This is a genomic window from Marinomonas aquimarina (assembly GCF_900089755.1).
GTDB lineage: Bacteria > Pseudomonadota > Gammaproteobacteria > Pseudomonadales > Marinomonadaceae > Marinomonas > Marinomonas aquimarina.
Map to the genome: position 1 here is coordinate 1 of NZ_FLOC01000025.1, position 15,739 is coordinate 15,739.

Genomic DNA, 15,739 nt, shown 5'->3' on the forward strand with positions numbered 1-15,739 from the left:
AGATCTCAGTTTTTATCTTATGAATTATTATAACTGGCGCAGGCCGCATCAATTTAATAACGGGATGCCACCTGCTCAGGCAGAGAATCAACCTAATTTACTGTCCGGAATTAGTTGACCACTACAACCACAGCCTTACATTGCCTTGCTCACCCTCTCTCAACATTGTTCAGCAACTTACAATAAGCCATACGTCCTTCAGACACTTAGATATAGCCTTCATAGAAACAAACCGTAAAGATACAACGCAGGATGGGGAAATACAGTATCTAGAGTCGCCCTAGGTTGGCTGCATAGCAGATTTGAAGTAATAATCTCACTAGGCGCTATGCGCGCTTATAGCTTCTTGGAGTGCAGACAGTCATCTTCCAAAATTCGATGCATCTCTTGTTGGAGCTCAGCGCCATATTTAAACGCATCAAACTTGAGGAACGTATCAAACAGTAGCTTTGAGTAAGTGGAGGAATCCCTACCCACTTTGGAATCGGCATTTCTCAAACAGTTTCTCAGCGCCTCCGCATAAGGCTTACTTGCTTCAAACACTCGCAAATAGAAATAGACTCGATACACCATATCCATAATATAAAGCTTAAATTTAAACGAAAACTTATCGCTCAATAGTATGTCTTTTACAATTTGGCTGAGCGCCAACATGCTGCTTTTGGGGATATTGCCATCCTCAATGGCATGAGAGGTACTCTCCAGCCTCACATTCTCCTGCTTAAGCGGAATATGATCGACTGACTCAATCCAGTTACAAAGATTTGAGACCATTTCATAAATTATATAATGATATCGGGTTGGCCATTCAGAGAAGTGATCGACCAGCTTTTCATTGGGCGAGAGGTTGCGAATAATTCGATTGGCGAAATAAGAGTAATAATACAACCACATGTGCCATTTTATATCCTGATACAGCGCCTTTGAGACCATGATGTCAAAGAAGCGAACCCCTATAAACAACTCAGAATCCCACTTCCCCTCCTTGCTAAACTCCCCCATGGGTTCATTGTAAGGGTCAGCATAGGACTGGATGTACAGCTTATCCAAATGTGAAATCACAAACTCGCCGACAGGCCGATAGACAGAATGCTGCTTAGCTATGTTGCAGTCCGAAAACAAGAAATGGATCAGCTTGTTACTTGGGGGCAGCAGGTAATTACATCGGTTTGAAAGGTTTTGGTTGTTGAGTAGCTCAAGGTAGAGAATGCTGTTTTTGTTTTCGATTAAATCACGCAAATACAAATCGACAAACTCTCCGTTCTCTTCAAAGTTCTCTTTAATTAACCGGAGCGCGAAATACGGTCTCATTTCTGAAATGGAAGCCACCGTGGCTTTGTTCATGATAATTTCATGAACAATTTCTTTCGCCGCTTCCGAGCTTTCTGCGTAGGACGGCAGCACACTCGACAGCAATCGCGCCAACTTCTGATTACCAGTCGTAGGACTACTGGAAACGCTATCATCCTCTAAATCACGGCTATTAAAGCGGCTCAATACAGACTGCAAATCCACTTCAGCAGAAGCAAAGGCATCGAGCTTTTTTTTCAGTCTCGAGAGCGGGTATTTGGAATGATAAATACGTGTCAACGTCTTTACATTAGTTTCGATCAGAGTGAACAGCTCATGATATTTTTTCTCTCTTGATAATTCAAAAACGTACTCTTTAAAGTGGTAAACATTGGAGCGAGATAGACGTTTCACTCCTAAATAAAGGTAAAGGGACAAAACAATAAAGACGGTGAGACAGACTAGAAAAGATAATTTGGAAGGGGTAAGCGCCCAGCGAGAAAGATTCCACTCAGGCGCCACACCGAGCGCCCGAAAGGTTTCGTAGAACTGTAAAAAAACAATTAAAGCGATGGAGGCAAACAGAAACAACCAGCCAAACATCCCCAATCTCAGGGATATTTCAAGCCTTCTTATCCTTGGGATCACTGCATACACAGCAACAAAGATAGCAGCAACTGTAATCAAACTATCTAAATCCACAGCTCACCTCGACTAGTAGGCATCACCTCACAAGAAGGGGCCATTACGCCCTAGCATTACTGAGATTGAGTCACCTAACGGATACTATGCGATGCATCAGTAGCAGCACCTTAGTTAAGCAATTTATCTACCATTCTGTTGTTTCAATTATAAATTCTAGCATAGAAACATATCCTAATTTTGCCAGCTGAGCACACACTCACGAGTTGAGCCAGTGAACTACCCCATTAATTTAGCAAAGGTCATTGAGCCACCAACGACACCAGATAATCACGAGACAAAGTTTTATTTCGCTAACTGAGCACCGAAGTCATAACTTTTCAAAAGCCGTGTCTCAATTCCCAACGCCCCTGCTATCTTTAAATGGTCAAACAATAACTTTGGAGAGGCAAACATGACCATCGAAGGTGAGTTTCACAACTATTACGAGAAAGTGCTGTTCGAGCATTTAGAAGCAAATGATCTACTTGAAAAAGACGAGGACTATCTAGCAGACCTTTGCTGTATCACGCTTAACCACCTGCCAACCAAGTATGTCCGCCATGACGTCGATACGGCATTTTTCCTCACCCGTGCGGAGCGGGCGAGAATGGATATCAAGGTGAATAGAGCACTGCAGGACGCGATTGAGTATCTCGATCAGGAGTTCTTGGACCAAGAAACCACTTAAACCTCACTGGTTTTTAAAGGTGTTCGCAAAGCCTTACTGACAAGCAAGGCTTTTTAGCATTGGCCAGCCCCAAAAATACTGTTTAATTTTTTAACTGGTTGGCTTAATACACTTTTAAACTCATTAAAAGTTGAGCTATGTTATTAATCTCATTCTATAGTTTTTGACGTTAACGTGTAGGGATCGCATGAAGGAAAACAAAGTAGCTCTTACTGAAGTGGTAAACGTGGATGGCAAGGATTGGTTTTTGCAGGAACTGATCGAAATCGTTAATGGCGGCAAGATGACCTTCGATGTCACCCTGACAGTCGCTGGCTTCCTAGTGTCAGGAACCCTGATTGGCGGCAAAGAATACTTCGAAGGCTTTGGCGAGGAATTTTCTTTTGGCCTAGAGAGCGAAGCCGCGGAAAAAGTCAGAACAGCATTTGCTAAAAATGGCCAGGTCTACAGTGAAGCCAGCAGCCCTGCCATGCTGCCTAATTATGTTCACTTAAAGAATGCTCACTTTTTTCACACCTCAGGCACCCCTATCCCAGAAAACCGTGGCGTGTGGTGGCGAGGCCGAGTATCAGAAGTAGCCGGTTTTTCTCTTGGCGCACTCACCGCCGACAGCGAATAATTACGCTAACATATTAACAGGGGCGCTAACCCGCCCCCTATTTCCTCTTATGGTTAAACCAAGTAGCTTAAGATAATAGACAGTGAACACACTACTATGACCGTGAAAGTCATGACCATACCGCCCTGTCGATACAGCAAGACCTCTTTTTGTTGACTGACGCCATAGGCATGTAATATTCGGCCAGCACACAAAAGCACGCCAAACATATGCACTAGCCAGGACGCACCTTGCATGGCTTCATACATCCACACCAACAACAGAGCAAACGGGATGTACTCACTAAAATTGGCTTGCACACGAATAGCACGAGCCAGCAATACATGCTCCCCATCACCAAGCCCTACTTGATATTTCAAGCGCAACTTAATAACTCGAGCACTCAGAAAAACATACAGCAATGCCAGCAATGCCGCATAAAACGGAGCAATCATAGAACACCATCCTTGCTAAAGGTATAAGCTGCCAGCTTACCCCGTAAACAATCAGCCGCACAACACTTGACCTCAATAAGGCCAAGTCTACCATAGTAGATATCTGTATATTTATACAGTCACACTTTATACGGCTTCAGCGTATTGAAAGCTCTCAGATTGGCTGCCACCTAAATCGGCAATTAACTGACTCAAATCTGAGCGCAACGCGTTACAAAAGGCTTGCGCATTGTCATAAGCTGGACCCGAAATAGATAAGCGCCACGACATACTGCCACGCTCAATATAGTGCGCAGTCACACACCAAGAGAGATTCAGTGTATTGAATGAATCACGCGTTTGACTGATCAATTGGCTTAATTGAGTGGCCCATAAAAAGTCGGCATTAAAGGCAATCACAGGTAACACCCACCCCTCATCTGCCAGTAATTCTGTCGGCGCTTGGTAATCCAATACCAGATCATCGTAACCAACCGCTTTCATGTGCTCAATTAAGCACTCAAATTGATCCAAAACTTGAGCTTGTAATTCATTCATAACTCACCTTTCATTCAAGAACACACCCCAAGTGCAGCCAGGGCGACAGCATATAAAAGCAGTTATTGTGCAGGATAGTCACACTCCACACTGAGAAAATACCTTGATTATGATGTACAAAAGTCTGCCTCTCTCCCTTTTATCAAGCCCTACTAACGAGCAATAGGCGCCAGAAACAATCAAAAAGAAGAGATATTAATCGATTAAATATCACTCAAAATGACGGCATAACATGGCAACTCAATAGAAATTATCCCACTAGATAGATAAAACCACCCACTTAACACATGTCGCCAAAGACATGCCTTAAGTCGCTATTAGAACAACACAAAGCACAAAATCATGAAGCAAAGTTTTTTATTAAATGGTTTTTTAATAAAAATAGTAATGTCGTTATTTGCACAAAATGTCGTTTTTAATTCATGCAAAAACCTCCTATTTTAGCCTCTCCAACGGCTAACAAGAACACTATAAGTCGTTAAATTTCATATATACTTCAATACTTTATAGAAACATAAGCTCAACTTATCGGAGTAAATCAAGCTTTCCCTAAATAACTAAACCTTCCCATATAAGTCGCTCTTGAAACACTCTATTTTGACCATTTTTTCGATTGAGGCCGTTTGTCGGGCATATTTTAAGCGTGCTATGTTGTTTTACGTATTTGTTACATTCCCAAACCCAATATGTGGAAGTAACTGATACTTACTTGACAGTAAACAAGAGGAAAAAATTAATGATCAAAACCAAGAAGCTTTTGGTTCTAAGTGTTTTATCTGGCATGGGAGCAATGGGGCTTTCACAATCCGCCCTAGCGTTTGATATCAATGCTGGAGACGTTCAAGCCAATGTATATGGCTACGCCCAGCTCAACACCGTGTACGATATTAACGAAGACATTGGTGTTGCCACCCAGTCTGGCTCATTCGCTAAACTAACGGATGCAAACGTTGCAGAAGGCCACTTCGACGCAGATCAGCAATCCGTTATTGGTATTACTGCAAATCACAAAGATGGCGTGAGCGTCAATGTTGAAGGTCACTTCCGTGGTGGTACTTTCAATATTCGTAAAGCGTACGGTACTTACAAAAACTGGACGGTTGGTCGCACTTGGTCAAACTACAACAGCTGGACAGGCTGGACTCCTACGGTAGATATCGACTCTAGCGCTGGTATTGCCGGTGTACAGGACCGTATTGAGCAAATCCGATACACAGATGGCGGCTTATCTTTCGCACTGGAAAAAGAGTACTTTCCAAATGTTAACGATGGCACTTCCGACTGGAGTGCTAACACAAAAACTGGCCTACCCGTTTTCACAGCACGCTACGAAGGTTCAGCAGCTGAAGGCGTGAATTTTGTAGTTGCTGGTATGGGTCGCGTTCTAACATTAGATGACGGTACGACCGATGAATCAGCGGTTGGTTTCGGTGCTTTTACCGGTGTTGATGTCAACATGGGAGCAGTGACTCTGCATGCCGTTGTTAACTATTCTGACGGCGCCAACAGCTACCTATACCGCTCAGGCTCTGACTATACAGGTACAGATGCCTACCTATCCAACGGTAATCTAGAAACTGTTTCTGCATGGGGCGGTTCAATCGGTCTATCGACTAAAATCGGCGAAGGCGACTTCAACATCGTTTACGGTAAAGTCAAAATGGACCTAGACGACATGAACAGCGACCTAGGTAATGTCGGCGGCAATCACGAAGCCAACTCTAACGCATTTGTGAACTACATCTGGTACCCAGTTGATAACGTAACAATGGGCGTAGAATTGGGCTACTTCAAAAGCGATTACTTCGATGGCAGCGATGCCGACGCAACACGCTTAATGTACACAGCGAAATTCAGCTTCTAAACAATCATACCGTTCCTTTCATGGATATCTCCCCTTCACTCCCCTGGAGAGGGAGATATCTAGAAAATCGAGTTTTCTTTCATTCCGAGAATGCTGTCATGGCATTCTCGGTTTTTTATTGGCAAAGCCAACATTTAGCCTTATTCAGCATATTTTGCAAAATACAAAACCTGCCCCTGCTGATAAATCTTTGGTACCGGATCTTGCTTTGTTGGCGCAATGTAGACATAGAACCAAGCAGGCATCTGTTCAGTCACTTTAAGCAGTAATTGCTCACCAAACTGATCACCTAAATTATTCTTAATTTGTTTCTCCGCTTCAATCGAGGCAAGAATGCCATCCACACCTACCGGCTCAGCACTCAAACCATATTGAATCAGGCCTTTATTGCTACCGCGATCCTTATATAGATCAGGATGAAACAGATAAGCCTGCTCCGTCTCCATCCAATCAGGGGCTTTTATCATGACAGGGTCACTCTTCGCGGTAAAAGTAAGCTCACAGCCGCTATATATAGGTTGCTCCCCAGGTCCAGTGAATTCAACCTGACTTTTACTGCATTCACCGCCAGTTAAGACGCCAATGTAAGAGGTTGTTTCGCTACCAAATGTCGGTTTCCAATCATGCGCAAACATTTCATAGCCAAAACCCTGTGGCAGCGACTGAGTTAGCGCATCGCTCAACATATAATTAAGGCGGATGGCAGCCTCTTTCTCCGAAGGCGCTAAATCACTTGGCATAAAGGCCACAAAGTGATTCTGAAGAAACGAAGGGACATAAGGCGAATCCAGCAGAGACAGCAGCATCATACTTCCGTGAAAACCACTACTAACGCCAATTGGTGGCGCCCAAGCCCCTGACAACACCATGCCACCACTAATCATACTAAGGGTGTCATGAAAGTTGTCCGCTGATTCTCTATTACTGTGATAAGTGATCGCCTGTTCTCCCGCACCTTCAGGGCGTTGAACCTCAATATCAACCACTTCACCGTCCTCAACCATGGTACCTGAGGCAAGCATCAAGTTAAGTGCCGGACTGTGCAGCGGCTGGTATTGGTAAGCCACCTCAGGATTGATCTTGGTTTGTGTCCCCAAGCATCCGGCTAAGGTCAGGCTTAAAAAAGCTGTTGTGGCTAATTTTACACCAAGGTTCTTTCGGGCTGATTTTGTATATCGCTGGGACATAGCGATGGCAAGAGGTTTAATGTTCATCAGAATTCCATTTACATTACTATTTTTCTGGAAGGATACTTTACGGCCTAATCCGTGACAGTTTATAGGATTAAGCGCAACGGCTGAGAAAATTAAGACGCACTAAACATGACATAGGCTCTATACCTTATTCGAACCTCTTATTTCAAGCGAGATTTAAAAGCAGTCGTTTCCTCAATAAGGGGAAATATTCACTTAGACATTTTCTGACTGACCGCTTGTCATGCGCCCCATTGGCAATGTTTTTTACTGTAGCGGGCTTATCTGTTAGCCTCATCAAGAATTTTGTAAACTCAATCGTTAATACCTGTTATTCAAGGACTTACCATGCAAAAAACCACTAGAAAATGGGTATATCGCTTTGGCCGGCGCTGCGACAAACTTAAGCATCGCTATAAACGATGGCGCGGCTACTCGCCCGTCATTGTGCAACCTTACATGACCTACGGCACACCAGATGAACTGTGGATTGCCGGAAGGCTTCTAGAAGCCAAAGGCGTAGAAGGTAAACTTGAAGACAGCCCCTGGAAAAAAATGCTGCATATGATTCGTCGCTATCAAAGTGAGGAAATCCCCTTCACCGATATCAACCTTATATTGGGCACGGAAGTGCGTTCGGTGAAGACCGACGCCCATGGTTATTTTCAATACTGCTGGCGTACACCCACCAGTCAACACATTCATCAGCCTTGGACCAAACTGATTTTACAACCGACGGATCCAAAGCTTCCTAAAGCCGAAAAACACAGTGTTGCTGAGGTATCCATACCCGGCCATCACACAGAGTTTGGCGTAGTGAGCGACGTTGACGACACCATCATGCATACTGGCGCTAGCAACCTGTTTCGACACACTCAAACGGTACTGCTTAATAATGCCCATACCCGAGAGTTGATGCCGGGAACATCCGAATTTTATAACGCTCTACACAAAGGCACTTCTGGCAAAGCGAATAATCCCTTCTTCTATGTCTCCAGTAGTCCTTGGAATATTTATGACCTAATTGCCGATTTTATTCATATCCATCAACTACCGAAGGGGCCAGTGCTGCTGAAGGATTTCGGTTTGCGTGAAGATCGCTGGTTTAAAAGTGGCCATGAGAGCTATAAAACGGATCGTATAGAAACCATCCTCAACACTTATCCGGATTTAAAGCTGGTATTGATCGGTGATTCCGGGCAAAAGGATGTTTATGCCTACTTAAAAGTCGCCAAAGACTTTCCAGATCGAATCTTAGCGGTTTACATTCGTGATCTAAAACCCGATGCACGCTCTGAGAAAATGATGTCTGCCGTAGCAGAGTTTGACCACTACAAAGTGCCCTTCGCCTTTATACAAGACGCCGGTGATGCCGTTGAACACGCTCTGTCTCTCAACTTGGTGACCGATGAGGCAGCAGACAAAGTGAAGCACGATGCGGAATCAGCAGACACTGATTACTAGGCTAAAAACGATGCAGGTGCTACAATATTTGTTGCAGATGAAACAGGCGCAATGAGGTGTGTATGTCAATTAGAAGCTTCAAACCAAGCGGCAAAGCAAGAGATGGGCTAATGGCAACCTTATCGTTGTCGAGTGATCCAATCAGCGCTTCAATGCAATTAGAAGAAGGCTTTGATGCTTCGTTCTTGGATAAAATTGTCCAAAACTCAAAATTGGCGCAAGCGACTGTGGTCAAAGTGGTCGGTATCGACCGAGCGACGTTAAGCCGCCATAAAAAATCACACTCCAAATGGCAAGGGGCCACAGCCACCAAAGTCTATAATGGCGCACGCGTCTTAGATGCGGCGTTGGACTTATTTAACCAAGATCCGCAAAAAGCGGAGCAATGGCTGAATACACCGGCGATTGCTTTAGGCAACGTTTCCCCTTCTGACTATGCAAAGAATCCTTTAGGGCAAGAAGCCGTGCTCGATCTTATCGGCCGTATCAAACATGGTGTGATGAGCTAATGAAGCTGTTTCGTTTGTGCAGGACGGAATTTGCGGACACAGCATTTGATGGTTACGGGGCGCGCACTTATGGCGGTCGTTGGAATCCAAAAGGCTCCAGCTGCGTCTACCTTGGTGAATCAAAATCGGTTTGTCTGCTTGAAACGGTCGTTCATTTGCATGATGCCAGTGCACTCGATCAATTTGCCATGCTTTCCATAGAAGTGCCGGATGATTTGATTCTGAAGTTTCCAGAAGATGCTCTGCCAAAGAGTTGGCAAGCTTACCCAGCGCCCCAGGAACTGGCGGATTTAGGCGCTGAATGGTTAGACAGCCAAGCGAGCCTTATCTTATTAGTGCCCAGCGTCATTTCTGGTGACTACTGTGCACTATTGAATCCCAACCACCCTCGCTGTAAAGAATTTACTTCGCTCGCACAAAGAGAAGCCTTTCGTATCGATCAACGTTTAGTACAAAAAGTCTAATCAATCACAGCTGGATATTTCCGCTGTCACAAACTACAGCTGAAGTCGATTAGTATCAAGTTATGGCTAAACTGGCTCTAAACATGCACAAAAAAGCCAGTTTCAACTGAAACTGGCAAGTTCTTTGAAGCTCGTTAGAAATGAGTGATAAGTCACCTTTAAGGTAAATGTGTCAATAACTAACTGCCTCAGTTGAATTAACCCACTTGGGTTTGCTGATCTAACAATTTGGACACGACCGGATCGTTCACATCTGACCAGTCTAAATCCTTCAAGGCACCAGTTTGCTTCAGAAATTCATAAGCCGCCGTTTGATCGTGCTGGTCACCTAAGTCTCTGCCAAACACATAATATGCAATCATTTTAGCAACGACACGGAACGCTTCGGGCTCATCCAGTCGTTGCTTAAGCTCCTCTAGCAACAATGTAGATTGTTTCCAGCCATAGGCCTTCACAATAGAGTGACAGGCACCCTTTTTAATCGAGGCACCCTGCTCCAGCGCTAACTCATGCATGACATAACCAAGGTAACCAGCCGTCTTCCAGTTATTAAAAAAACCCAAAACATCGACCTAAATAAATATGAATGTTTGATAATTTTATCTTATTAGACAAGCTACACCAATCCATATGTGTTTCGAGCGACAATAATTTAAACATCAGAGTCTGCATGGGACGACGCTTCGAACGTGCTCACATCTGCAAAATCACCAAACCAAAATTGTGAGCTTAACAATGTAAATTGGCGCGTGGCGCCGTTATCAGACACTTGCTGCAATTGCCAAACGATGCCTGGTGCTTCTGGGAACGCTTCACCTTGAATCTGATCTTCGTACAGACGATGAATCAACGCATTGTCGCTTTGACCGTTTGCCAATAAGCGCACTATCGCAGAATGTGGCGATGTATCAAAAATGGCCATGTCGCCTTCATTGTCAGCCGTCACGGTCAGTTCTAACTTGACCCCCGTTGGCTGTGCAAACGTGCCATTGAACGCTGCTCGTAAGAGTGCATAAGCGCTAAATAACGACTCATGGTACAAACAGTCTGGATACTGCTCCCAAGCCGGCTCGTTGAGCATGTCATGGCTGAGTTGATCCACTTGCCCCTCTGTCAAATCTGGGAATAAATGGGTTAATACGATTGCGGCCGCTTCGGAATGAGGCAGATCGTTAAAGGACATCATGCACATCTCTTTAAGCTCCGACGAGTCCATCTCTTCCACATCGTCAGCAAAGCCCATCAGCGCTAGCATGGCTTTGAAATCAGAATCTGACCAAGCATTATCGATCTGGCTAATTTTTTTGAACGAATCAATTTGAACTTTAAACTTAGGTTGCATTGGGTACTCCTTGTTGGACGCCTACAGTTGAGAAAACGACGCCGAGTGATCAAGACTTCATACCACTAAGCATAGCAAATGCAGAACACTGTATATTTATACAGACCTTAAATAGACATACTAATTCCCTAGCCGATCTAAAAATAAAGACGCAGGCGCATGTTAAAAGCGTCAGCCAGATAACCAAATTCAGATTGCGGATTGTCACTAGCATCCAAACCTTTGCCGGAGCCATACACATACGCCATCATCAAATCCGATTCATTGCTAAGCGAATACGTCACGGCCAATTGCTGTAAAAAGGAATAACGTGTGCTTTGTTGCACATCTTTCAGTGAAGCACCAAGCAAGGTGTAACTGCCACGCCAAAGCCCAGTAATATCCCGTTGCAGACTAAGTCCCAATAACTGCCGCCCAAGCTGTGGCGCAAGGCCATAACGGATTAGCACATTTTCACTCAACGCATCCAAGTCGCTTTCTAAGCGCGCGCCTTCAGTATTGAGATAAGCTTCAACCACCAACAAGGTACTGTCAGGAAATTGGTAATCTATCCCCGCAACAGCAAATAACCCGGTGTTATCGCTATCCTGGCGATAAAAAACGGTGCCTTCTACACGCCAACCTAACCCTGCATCGGTGCTGCTTTCCCAAGCCGCACCAACCACCGGATTACCAACAATGCTACCTCCAAGAAGTGATAACTCCGCCAAATTGCCGGTTTGACGACGGTAATACACCGCACCACTGTCATTCAAACCTGAGCCTTTGGGCGCCAGCACATAAGCACCGTTGAGTGAACTAAATGCGGATGGATACCACTCGGCCGTAACCGCATCGATTCCCGCTTTATAGTCCGTGTCCAAATCCGTCGGCGCAAACGCACCAAAGACATTCAGCGGCTGCCAGAGTCGCCCAGCGCCCCAGTCGATGGCTTGCCTCCCCGCGGTTAACGTCCAATGCCTAAATTGATGTTGATACAACAATCGATCGACTTCGTAGCCCAAGCCGTAGCAGTGATCACCATCAGCGTCACAATCGTTGAGCACGTTATCGGATAAGTCCTGATAGCGAAAGGCATTGCCATAAGTCGCAACCGGCACGCTTTGATAGCGCGAGCGCAACTTGATATGCGCTTGCCATTCACTTTGATTGGTGTGCTCTGCCAGCATCAGACGCAAACTTTGTTGATGCGCCTGTGTTATCGCTTCATCAGCTAAGTAGCCATAATCACTGACATCCGCATCATGTAGACTGGAAAAAAATGCAGCTCGCCCTGTTATGTCTAGTGCATTGGCAGAGCCGCTAACCAGTGCCAGCGCAACAAACCAATATTGCCAGCAAGGAGACAACATCATTCGCCTTTAACCTGATCTTGGTAAATTTGACCATCACGCAAGCTGACAATCCGCTCTGCTCGCTCCATCACTCGCTGATCATGGGTAGAAAAGATAAAGGTGGTTTTTTCTTCATGGGAAAGCCGGTGCATGATATCCAATAATGCCGTGGCATTTTCAGAATCTAAGTTAGCGGTGGGTTCATCGGCCAGCACCAAACGCGGCTCAGCGGCAAGGGCTCGCGCCACCGCCACCCGTTGTTGTTGCCCACCACTGAGTGCCGAGGGGCGGCGGTCTTTCATTGCCTTCAAGCCAACCAAGTTCAGGTAATGTTCTGCGCGCTCGCGACATTCTTTGGCAGGCCGTCCTTGTAGCAGAGTGACCAACTCGACATTCTCCAACGCGCTAAGCACAGGTACCAGATTATAGGCTTGAAAAATAAAGCCCAGTTGAAACAAACGAAAATCGGATAACTCACTTTCTTTCAAGCAGGTTAACTCGATGTTATTCAAGATGACTGAGCCCGTGCTGCTATCATCCAAACCGCCAATAATATTGAGCAAAGTGGTTTTGCCTGAACCGGATGGGCCAACCAGAGCCAAGAACTCGCCTTCCTGTACTTCAAGTTGAATATCTTTAAGCGCTTGAACCTGAATTTGCCCTTGTTGGTAAACCTTACTGACATTCTGTAGTTTCAATAATGACATCGCTCTTTTCCTTCAGGTTCGCAGTGCTTCAACCGGCGGCACACGCGCCGCTTTATAGGCGGGGTAAAGTCCAGAGGCCAAGGTGGTCGCAAAGACAATGGCGCTTAATTGCCAAACTCGGTCCGCAGATAACTCAGTGTAAATAGTCGAATCCATAAAGGTGCCCATCATGGCATTACCACCCTCCATCAGCGACGCCATATCAATCCCATGGTGAGAAAACCACCAATGCGCCCCGCCACCTACCAACCAGCCCGCGCCGAGTGACACCACGCTGAGTAAGAGTGATTCCACCATCACCAACAACATCAATTGTTTGCGACTTAGACCGAGCGCACGCAATAAGCCAAATTCCCGCGTGCGCTCCAACACACTCATCAACACCGTATTAATGATGCCAAACGTCACCATCACCAAAATCAGCAGCAGAAAGACATAATTACCCGCATCGTCAATGGCTATAAACTGTACTAACTCTGGCATCACCTGCTGCCAGGTCAGCACTTCTATGGCCTGACCTGAAAAGACGGATTGAATATGTTGCTGTTTCTCAATCAGCTGACTAGGCTCAGTTAAATAAATCGCCAGTGACGTCATCGGCTCGGCACTGTCTACACCGCCTTCGGTGACGAGAAATTTTTGCCCCAGATTGAGATGGGATACCACTAAGAAATTATCCACTTCATCCACTCCAGAGTGATAAATACCCCGCACACGCGCCAGTTGCGCTTGAGTATCCCCAGACTGGGTGCCCGCCATAATGACCAGCTTGCCACCGAGTTTGAGTTTTAATCGCCGCGCCATGCCCGAGCCGATCCAGACACCACGTTCATCCTCTTCTTCCAGCCACTGACCTTGCTGCAGCATAGGTATCAGTATACCTACCAGAGGGTCATGTTCCCCTTGTACGCTTATCATCGCTGTGCCGAGCGAGTTCGCCGCGGTTGACGCCAACACCTGTAAAGACACACGCGGGGCGATGACATCCTGCGGCAATAGTTGCTCCAACTGCATTTGCGCCAAAATGCCCTGCGCCAGAAATTTATGATTGGCCGGTGCTTGTTGATAGCCCTCTAGCTGAATGGTGATATGTCCATTACCCAACTTGATGGCATTACGAATCATCGAATTGTGGCTGCCATCCCCCAAGCCAATGGAAAACACCGCCAAACCAAAACCAAGCGCAATGGATGAAAGGGTGATAATGGTGCGCCGTGGATAGCGCCACAAATTGCGCCATGCCAAACGCACCAACATCACAAACGGTAGATGGCTGTGAGCGTTCATCGCATACTCTCCGCTGGACGATGACGCGTGCTTAGCCACGCTGGGAACAAGGACGCCAACATACTAATCACTAGCATCATCAAACAAGATTGATAAATATGCTCAGGCAATAGCAAGCCGTGCATCACAGGCTCAAACACCATCCCTGCCCAATCATAACCATCTGGCATGGAAGCGCTAAAATCGATGCCTTGATGTTCAAAACGTAGACTCATCCAAGTGCCTAATAAGCTCCCCATCACAGCTGAGATCAGCGCCAAAAACAAGGATTCCAAGGAGACCATCAACAATAGCCAGCGCCGCTTCATACCGATAGCGCGTAAAATGGCAAACTCCTGACGACGCTCATGAACCGCCATCAACATGGTATTCAGCATCCCCAATGACGCTAAACTCATCACCACCACACCAGTCATCAACATCATGGAATGACTTAACGCGAGCATTTGCGACAATGACGGTGAAACTTCGCGCCAGTTGCGAACCTGTACTTTTCCGCCCAGTTTGTCTAGTGGCTGCGCTTGCTCCTGAGCCGTAATTTGAGTCATTAATTGCTGTTGGATTGTCGACAACCAGTCTTCACTATTGGATGTTTGTAATGGCTCAATCTCAAAGTTGACTATGATTTCATGGATACCCGTCTCTAAGTACATCAACGCCTTATAAGACTCGATGGACATCAATACGCCCATACGATCAAAGGTCGGGTTAATGGGCTTTAAAATGCCCGCAACTCGAAATAGGTCGTTGCCAATGCTGCCATCCGCTGCTTGCGACACCAGCACTAACTCATCCCCCAGGGTCACGCCCATATTGCGTGCCAACTGATAACCGAGCACCACCGGAGCGTAAGTCATGCCGTCTTGTTCAATGCCCTGCTCGAGATTCATTTGTCCTTGGCGTACATGGGTGAGCAGCTTTGTTACTGGTCGTTCACGCTGGCTATCTACGGCCATAATCTGCACACCGGTTGAGCTTTCTTGATGGCTTGCCAACGCCGCTGCATACAAACGTGGTGCAAACTGCAGTGACGGATTTTGCTGCTCAAGCTGGGTGAGATACTGCCACGGGATCGTCGCGTACAAATCTTGATCTTGGATAAAAGCCTGCCGCTGAATCTGGATGCGACCGGTGGAAATTTCTGTGGCAAAGCGAATCATTTGCTGGGAAATACCCGCCATTAACGAGTAATACAGAATGAGCATGATCACCCCACCCGCCAACGCTGACACCGTTAGCACACTACGAATAGGGTTGCGCCAAACATTGCGCCAAGCAATGAACATCAACATGTTTAAACGGGCAAAGACGGCTGACATTATC

The 15,739-nt window shown here is 45.9% G+C and carries 16 protein-coding genes; 6 read left to right on the top strand and 10 right to left on the bottom strand.

Annotated features, from left to right (window positions below):
• Positions 1-336 precede the first annotated feature (336 nt).
• Entirely contained in the window at positions 337-1,992 is a 1,656-nt protein-coding gene (locus MAQ5080_RS16265; protein WP_156496605.1) for a DMT family transporter, read from the bottom strand.
• A gap of 394 nt (positions 1,993-2,386) precedes the next feature.
• Here MAQ5080_RS16265 and MAQ5080_RS16270 point away from each other — a divergent pair, with 394 nt between their 5' ends.
• Both MAQ5080_RS16270 and gvpU read left to right on the top strand, forming a co-directional pair.
• A complete protein-coding gene (locus MAQ5080_RS16270; protein ID WP_067213338.1) occupies positions 2,387-2,662 on the top strand; it encodes a late competence development ComFB family protein in 276 nt (91 codons plus the stop codon).
• Positions 2,663-2,849: 187 nt separating this feature from the next.
• A complete protein-coding gene (gene gvpU / locus MAQ5080_RS16275) occupies positions 2,850-3,281 on the top strand; it encodes a gas vesicle accessory protein GvpU (RefSeq protein WP_067213335.1) in 432 nt (143 codons plus the stop codon).
• Positions 3,282-3,334: 53 nt separating this feature from the next.
• Here gvpU and MAQ5080_RS16280 read toward each other — a convergent pair whose 3' ends face one another.
• Both MAQ5080_RS16280 and MAQ5080_RS16285 read right to left on the bottom strand, forming a co-directional pair.
• The gene (locus MAQ5080_RS16280; RefSeq protein WP_067213332.1) at positions 3,335-3,715 is read right to left on the bottom strand and encodes an MAPEG family protein; all 381 of its coding nucleotides are present in this window, start codon (positions 3,713-3,715) and stop codon (positions 3,335-3,337) included.
• A gap of 126 nt (positions 3,716-3,841) precedes the next feature.
• Positions 3,842-4,252, bottom strand: coding sequence for a hypothetical protein (locus MAQ5080_RS16285; protein ID WP_067213329.1), 411 nt, complete (start codon positions 4,250-4,252; stop codon positions 3,842-3,844).
• Between the two features lie 736 nt (positions 4,253-4,988).
• Here MAQ5080_RS16285 and MAQ5080_RS16290 point away from each other — a divergent pair.
• Positions 4,989-6,116 carry a DcaP family trimeric outer membrane transporter gene (locus tag MAQ5080_RS16290; protein WP_082861167.1) on the top strand — a complete coding sequence of 376 codons (1,128 nt, stop codon included), beginning with the start codon at positions 4,989-4,991 and terminating at the stop codon, positions 6,114-6,116.
• Between the two features lie 140 nt (positions 6,117-6,256).
• On the opposite strand, the gene MAQ5080_RS16295 is transcribed toward MAQ5080_RS16290, so the two are convergent.
• Positions 6,257-7,330, bottom strand: coding sequence for a hypothetical protein (locus tag MAQ5080_RS16295; RefSeq protein ID WP_067213324.1), 1,074 nt, complete (start codon positions 7,328-7,330; stop codon positions 6,257-6,259).
• A gap of 327 nt (positions 7,331-7,657) precedes the next feature.
• Here MAQ5080_RS16295 and MAQ5080_RS16300 point away from each other — a divergent pair, with 327 nt between their 5' ends.
• From MAQ5080_RS16300 to MAQ5080_RS16310, 3 genes are all read left to right on the top strand, one after another.
• Entirely contained in the window at positions 7,658-8,773 is a 1,116-nt protein-coding gene (locus MAQ5080_RS16300) for an App1 family protein phosphatidate phosphatase (RefSeq protein ID WP_067213320.1), read from the top strand.
• 110 nt (positions 8,774-8,883) lie between these two features.
• Positions 8,884-9,282 carry an Xre family toxin-antitoxin system antitoxin gene (locus MAQ5080_RS16305; protein WP_067213316.1) on the top strand — a complete coding sequence of 133 codons (399 nt, stop codon included), beginning with the start codon at positions 8,884-8,886 and terminating at the stop codon, positions 9,280-9,282.
• Positions 9,282-9,746, top strand: a complete 465-nt coding sequence (locus MAQ5080_RS16310; RefSeq protein ID WP_067213313.1) for an RES family NAD+ phosphorylase — start codon at positions 9,282-9,284, stop codon at positions 9,744-9,746. The genes MAQ5080_RS16305 and MAQ5080_RS16310 overlap by 1 nt, the downstream gene beginning before the upstream one ends.
• Positions 9,747-9,943: 197 nt before the next feature.
• On the opposite strand, the gene MAQ5080_RS16315 is transcribed toward MAQ5080_RS16310, so the two are convergent.
• The 6 genes from MAQ5080_RS16315 to MAQ5080_RS16340 all read right to left on the bottom strand — a co-directional run bounded on the left by MAQ5080_RS16315 (position 9,944) and on the right by MAQ5080_RS16340 (position 15,735).
• Entirely contained in the window at positions 9,944-10,309 is a 366-nt protein-coding gene (locus MAQ5080_RS16315) for a hypothetical protein (RefSeq protein WP_067213310.1), read from the bottom strand.
• An 89-nt stretch (positions 10,310-10,398) separates the two neighbouring features.
• Positions 10,399-11,088 (bottom strand): hypothetical protein, encoded by a 690-nt coding sequence (locus MAQ5080_RS16320; protein WP_067213307.1) that lies wholly within the window; start codon positions 11,086-11,088, stop codon positions 10,399-10,401.
• A 137-nt stretch (positions 11,089-11,225) separates the two neighbouring features.
• On the bottom strand, positions 11,226-12,443 hold the full coding sequence (locus tag MAQ5080_RS16325; RefSeq protein WP_156496604.1) for a hypothetical protein: 1,218 nt from the start codon (positions 12,441-12,443) through the stop codon (positions 11,226-11,228).
• Positions 12,440-13,129, bottom strand: coding sequence for an ABC transporter ATP-binding protein (locus MAQ5080_RS16330; protein WP_067213301.1), 690 nt, complete (start codon positions 13,127-13,129; stop codon positions 12,440-12,442). The genes MAQ5080_RS16325 and MAQ5080_RS16330 overlap by 4 nt, the downstream gene beginning before the upstream one ends.
• A 12-nt stretch (positions 13,130-13,141) precedes the next feature.
• Positions 13,142-14,416, bottom strand: coding sequence for an ABC transporter permease (locus tag MAQ5080_RS16335; RefSeq protein ID WP_067213299.1), 1,275 nt, complete (start codon positions 14,414-14,416; stop codon positions 13,142-13,144).
• The gene (locus MAQ5080_RS16340) at positions 14,413-15,735 is read right to left on the bottom strand and encodes an ABC transporter permease (RefSeq protein WP_067213294.1); all 1,323 of its coding nucleotides are present in this window, start codon (positions 15,733-15,735) and stop codon (positions 14,413-14,415) included. The genes MAQ5080_RS16335 and MAQ5080_RS16340 overlap by 4 nt, the downstream gene beginning before the upstream one ends.
• Between the last annotated feature and the right edge of the window lie 4 nt (positions 15,736-15,739).